We start from the raw sequence: 4338 nt of genomic DNA, 5'->3' as shown, positions 1-4338 counted from the left end.
GGGTAAAAGACTTCACGTGGCAGTGCCCGCTCGAACCGCCCATGCTTGTGGGCCAGCGCCGTTATCGCGCCAGGTCCATAGGTTCCCCAGGGGAGGTCGGCTGGGCGCACCGGCAGRCCGACCAAGTTCCTAAGCCGGGCCATGCGCGCTCCCCGCCGGCGCGTCCATGGGGGAAAGTAATTTTTCCAGAAGAGAGCCTCCAGCTCCACCGTCATAGGAAGGCCGGCGTGGAGATAGAGGACGGCCCCGTTGATCAGAGTCGCGCTCTCGAGACCGAACAAGCAATCTGCCTCAATATGCACCGGTTTGAGGCAAACCACGTCGAGGTCGGACCATAGTCCACCAGCGGTCAGCTGAAGCCGATAGCGGAAATAATCCGAGGCAAGCGCATAAGAGGCGGTCTCCCTATGGCGTAGACGCTGCATGCTGGCAAAGGGGGCCGTGAGCTCTCCATCGACCAGTTCGACTTCGGTCGGCACATTTGCGACCGGGCTATRGACGTGGAGGCGCACTGCGTGTCCGCAGGCCAGCCAGGAGGCGATCGAAAGCAATTCGACACGACCAAGCCTGTCGCCTATCCAAAGCATGTTCACTGCAGGAGCGGCCATGTTGCCTGYCTTCTCGTCATTCTTTATGCGACGCGGAGGGGGCGCCTCGCAAATCTGTGGAAAGGCGRCTGTCTTAATTAATCGCGAAAGAAACTCAACCTCATGTCGCTGCTCARCCGCAAATGCCGATCCTTTAACCGTCGTCACAGATTGTTCAGGCGCACTGCCGCCTCGCCCATTTCGCTTGTCTGGTGGGGAAGCTTCGAAGGCGGGGGCGGCGCGACTGTGGGCGATCTGCATGCGGTGGAGAATCTTTCGGCGGCGCTGCGCCGGGCCCGCTATGATCATGAAGTTCTGAGCCATCCGGCCTTGGGCATTGCCGGCCATTGTCAGGTGAGGGACCTGTTCGACGTGCRCCGCGACATCGAAACGCTGGTGTTCGTCTGCGGCCCGATCGTTCGGACAGACGAATTAGTCGACCTGCTGGCCGTGCAACGCAAAGCGAGAAAGCTCGCCGTTGGCGTCAGCGTCATTTCCCTGCACCAGGACATGGTAGGCCGATTCGAAGCCGTACTGGCGCGGGACGGCCTGTCGAGACAGTCCTTCGATCTCGCCATTTCGCACTCCCTGCCTTGCGCGCTCCCCCCGCCCGGCAAGCGGCTGAAAGCCGGGCTCTGCTTCCGTGGCGACCAGCGGGATTACGGCGATGGCATGACCGAATGGGCCAAGGCTGAGCGTCTCTTGTTGCAACTTGCCGAAAGCTTCGGCCTCGATACCGAGCCGATWGACACAGTGTTGAGGCCCGGGAATGAGGCAACAAAGATCGAGCAACAATTCGAAACCGTCGACCTCGTCCTGACGACGCGGCTGCACGGCTCGCTCTATGGGCTTTCAAAAGGCAAGCCGGTGATCRCCATCGACCAGATCAGGGGAACGGGCAAGGTGAAACCGATCCTCGACCGCATCGGCTGGCCGCTCGCTTACTCGATCGAGGAAGCCAATGAAGCTCTGCTTGCCGGCCAGATGCGCCAAATCCTGACCGAATGGCCATTCGAGATGGTCACCAGTTCGCAGGCCACGATCTTGGACCTGTCTTCCAAGGCTCGGGCCGATGCCGTGGCGCTGATTGGTCGGAGACAAGGAGATCGCGCCGAGCACAAACGCTCAAGGAACGGGCTAGCCTTCCTTGCACGCTGTTAAGGTCAGTCGGCCCTCTGATCGACGGTTGGAAGCGCGCGGATCGACCCGTCTTTGACCTCAGCCGGCGGGCAGGGCAAACAGCCTTCCGCCGGCCGGCACGACGTCATCGATGCCGGCGAGCCGCAGGCAGTGCCAGGCCATGGCGTGGTTCGAGGAGGTGACAGCGATGCCGATGCGCCGCTCCAGCCCGGCCACCGCCTCGGCGACGCGCAGGCTGGTGCAGGAGACGAAGATCGCGTCCACTCCCGGCGCCGCCGCCATGCGCTCCGCCGCGGCCTCGATCGAGGCGAGCGAGATGCGGGCCGCTTCACGGTCGTCGCGCCTGTCGAAAGTGGCGACGGCGGCGATGTCGAGGCCGCGCCCGGTGAAATAGGCGACGAGACCTCGGTTGATTTCCGGCGCGTAGGGCGTGAGCAGCCCGATGCCCTTGGCGCCGAGCGCCCTGAAGGCGGCAAGGGCTGCGGTGACGGGCGTGGTACAGGCGACACCCGGCCGCGCCTTCCTGATCTCGGCGAAAACGGCTTCCTCGCCGAGCGTCATGGTCGCCGAGGTGCAGCCGAAGCCGACGACGTCGAGCGGAATGCTGGGCAGGATGAGGTCGACGGTGGGCGCGATCCGCGGACCGATGGCGCGCAGCGTGTCCGGCGTGATGTCGTTGTCGTTGAAGAGGCGGGCCTCGTAGAAGGCGACACCGGGAATGCGGATGAGCGCGCGGAATTCATGCTCCAGCGTCTGGTCGGTGGCGAGGATCGCCAGGCCGATCGCGGCGCGCGCGGCAAGGCCGCCGTCGAGCTCGGAAGGCAATATGCCCAGATCGACTGGCTTGGGATCGACCGGTCCCGAAGATTGAAGGCGGGCAGCAGCTGCGCTGACAGACATGGCGTTCCCTTTCTTCCTGTCGATCCCTGTTCGGGTCCGGCCGGGACCCGTGCGCTCAGTTCAAAAGTCCATCCATGGAAATGGCCGGATGGCGGCCGGCGATCAGGTCGGCGGTGATGCGGGCCGAGCCATGCGACATGGTCCAGCCGATATGGCCGTGCCCGGTGTTGAGATAGAGGTTGCCGAGGCGCCGCCGCCCGAACTCGGGCAGGTTGTTCGGGGTCATGGGCCTCAGGCCTGCCCACATTTCGGCGCGGTCATAATCGGCGCCTTCCGGATAAAGCTCCTGCGTGACCCCCTTCATGAAGGCGAAATCGGCCGGCTTGTGGCTGGTGTCGTAGCCGGCGAACTCCGCCGTGGCGGTGACGCGGATGCGGTCGCCGAAGCGCGAGACGGCGACCAGATTGTGCTCGTCGATCGCGGCGATGGTCRGCGGATGCGGCCGGTTGCCGACGGGAATGGTCAGCGAATAGCCCTTGATCGGGTAGATCGGCACGTTGATGCCGACCGTTTTCGCAATCAGCGGGCTGTAGGAGCCGAGCGCCAGCACATAGGCGTCGCCCTTGAAGCTTCCCTTGTCGGTTCGCACATGGGCGACGCTGTCGCCCGCGGTCTCGATGCCGGCGATGGTCGTGCCGTAGCGGATTTCGCCGCCGCGCTCGACGACCTTGGCGGCAAGCGCCCGGGTGAACTTGGCCGGATCGCCGGTCTCGTYGGTCGGGCAATAGATGCCGCCGGCGATCCTGTCCTTCGCGGATGCCAGCGAGGGATCGAGCGCGACGATACCGTCGCGGTCGAGCACGCTGATCACCTGCCCGTCGGATTCGAGCAGCTTCATATGCTCGACACCTTTGTCGAGCGCCTGCTGGCTGCGATAAAAATAGAGGATGCCGCGATCGTTGCGGTCATAATCAATCGCCTCGTCGGCAATCACCTCGTGCAGGACGGATTGCGAATAGGCGGCGAGCCGATGCTTGAGCAGCGTGTTGCGCCTGGCCTTCTCGGCCGTRCATTCCATCAGGAACAGCCAGGACCAGCTGTAGAGCCTGGGATCGGCCGAGAGCTTGAAGCGCAGCGCCTGGTCCTTCAGCACCAGCGACTTCAAAAGGATCATCGGCGCCTTGGGCGAGGACCAGACGAAGGAATGGCCGGGCGCAATCATGCCGGCATTGCCCCAGCTGGTCTCGGCGGCGACCTGGGCTTGGCGCTCGAGGATGACGACCTCGTGCCCGTCCTTCTGCAGCTGATAGGCGGTGGTAACGCCGACAACGCCGCCACCCAATACGATCACGCGCATGGCGCCTACCTATTGTTTGCTGTCAGACATCTTCAGCGCATCTTCGATMAGTTCAAGCACCAACTCAGGAAATGCCACCTCAACATAGTGCTGGGCGGCATTGATGCTGGGCCATAGAGCATCGCCTTTCTCCCCCATCATCAGCGCTGTCCAATGTGTTGGATAATATCGCGCAAGCATTCCTAGAAAATAGGCCAGCATGTAGGTGACYGCAATTTGAGAGTACCGCTTAWCTGGGGCGAATTGAGAGACTAGATGCAAACCCGGAATCGTCCCGAACATCTTGTTTGCATAGGAGTRCAGAAACTGTGGTGTGTGCTGGGAGAAGCATGCCGCGCTACAAGTTATTAGAGTCGTCGTTCCTACATCGGAAATTGAATATCCCACGTCAGTGAACTCTGAACGGAAGAGTTT

The 4338-nt window shown here is 62.6% G+C and carries 5 protein-coding genes; 1 reads left to right on the top strand and 4 read right to left on the bottom strand.

Annotated features, from left to right (window positions below; genetic code table 11):
- Positions 1-608 (bottom strand): glycosyltransferase (locus ORS3428_RS28650; RefSeq protein ID WP_071101645.1); only part of this gene is annotated, 608 nt, incomplete at its 3' end.
- A gap of 102 nt (positions 609-710) precedes the next feature.
- Here ORS3428_RS28650 and ORS3428_RS28645 point away from each other — a divergent pair.
- Positions 711-1748, top strand: a complete 1038-nt coding sequence (locus ORS3428_RS28645) for a polysaccharide pyruvyl transferase family protein (RefSeq protein WP_172833743.1) — start codon at positions 711-713, stop codon at positions 1746-1748.
- A gap of 57 nt (positions 1749-1805) precedes the next feature.
- Here ORS3428_RS28645 and ORS3428_RS28640 read toward each other — a convergent pair whose 3' ends face one another.
- The 3 genes from ORS3428_RS28640 to ORS3428_RS28630 form a co-directional block, all read right to left on the bottom strand.
- The gene (locus ORS3428_RS28640) at positions 1806-2627 is read right to left on the bottom strand and encodes a maleate cis-trans isomerase family protein (RefSeq protein ID WP_083355332.1); all 822 of its coding nucleotides are present in this window, start codon (positions 2625-2627) and stop codon (positions 1806-1808) included.
- 55 nt (positions 2628-2682) lie between these two features.
- Positions 2683-3924 carry a D-amino acid dehydrogenase gene (locus ORS3428_RS28635; RefSeq protein WP_071101643.1) on the bottom strand — a complete coding sequence of 414 codons (1242 nt, stop codon included), beginning with the start codon at positions 3922-3924 and terminating at the stop codon, positions 2683-2685.
- A 9-nt stretch (positions 3925-3933) separates the two neighbouring features.
- On the bottom strand, positions 3934-4338 hold a 405-nt coding region (locus ORS3428_RS28630; protein ID WP_210185694.1), incomplete at its 5' end, for a YaaC family protein.

It is taken from the genome of Mesorhizobium sp. ORS 3428 (genome assembly GCF_001854785.1).
Classification (GTDB): Bacteria; Pseudomonadota; Alphaproteobacteria; order Rhizobiales; family Rhizobiaceae; genus Mesorhizobium.
The sequence above is the reverse complement of the archived record's forward strand: the minus strand, read 5'-3'. Positions and strand labels throughout refer to the sequence as shown.

Excerpts from the sequence above, each read along its gene's own strand:
- ORS3428_RS28640 (WP_083355332.1), bottom strand. The coding sequence starts at position 2,627 with ATGTCTGTCAGCGCAGCTGCTGCCCGCCTTCAATCTTCGGGACCGGTC.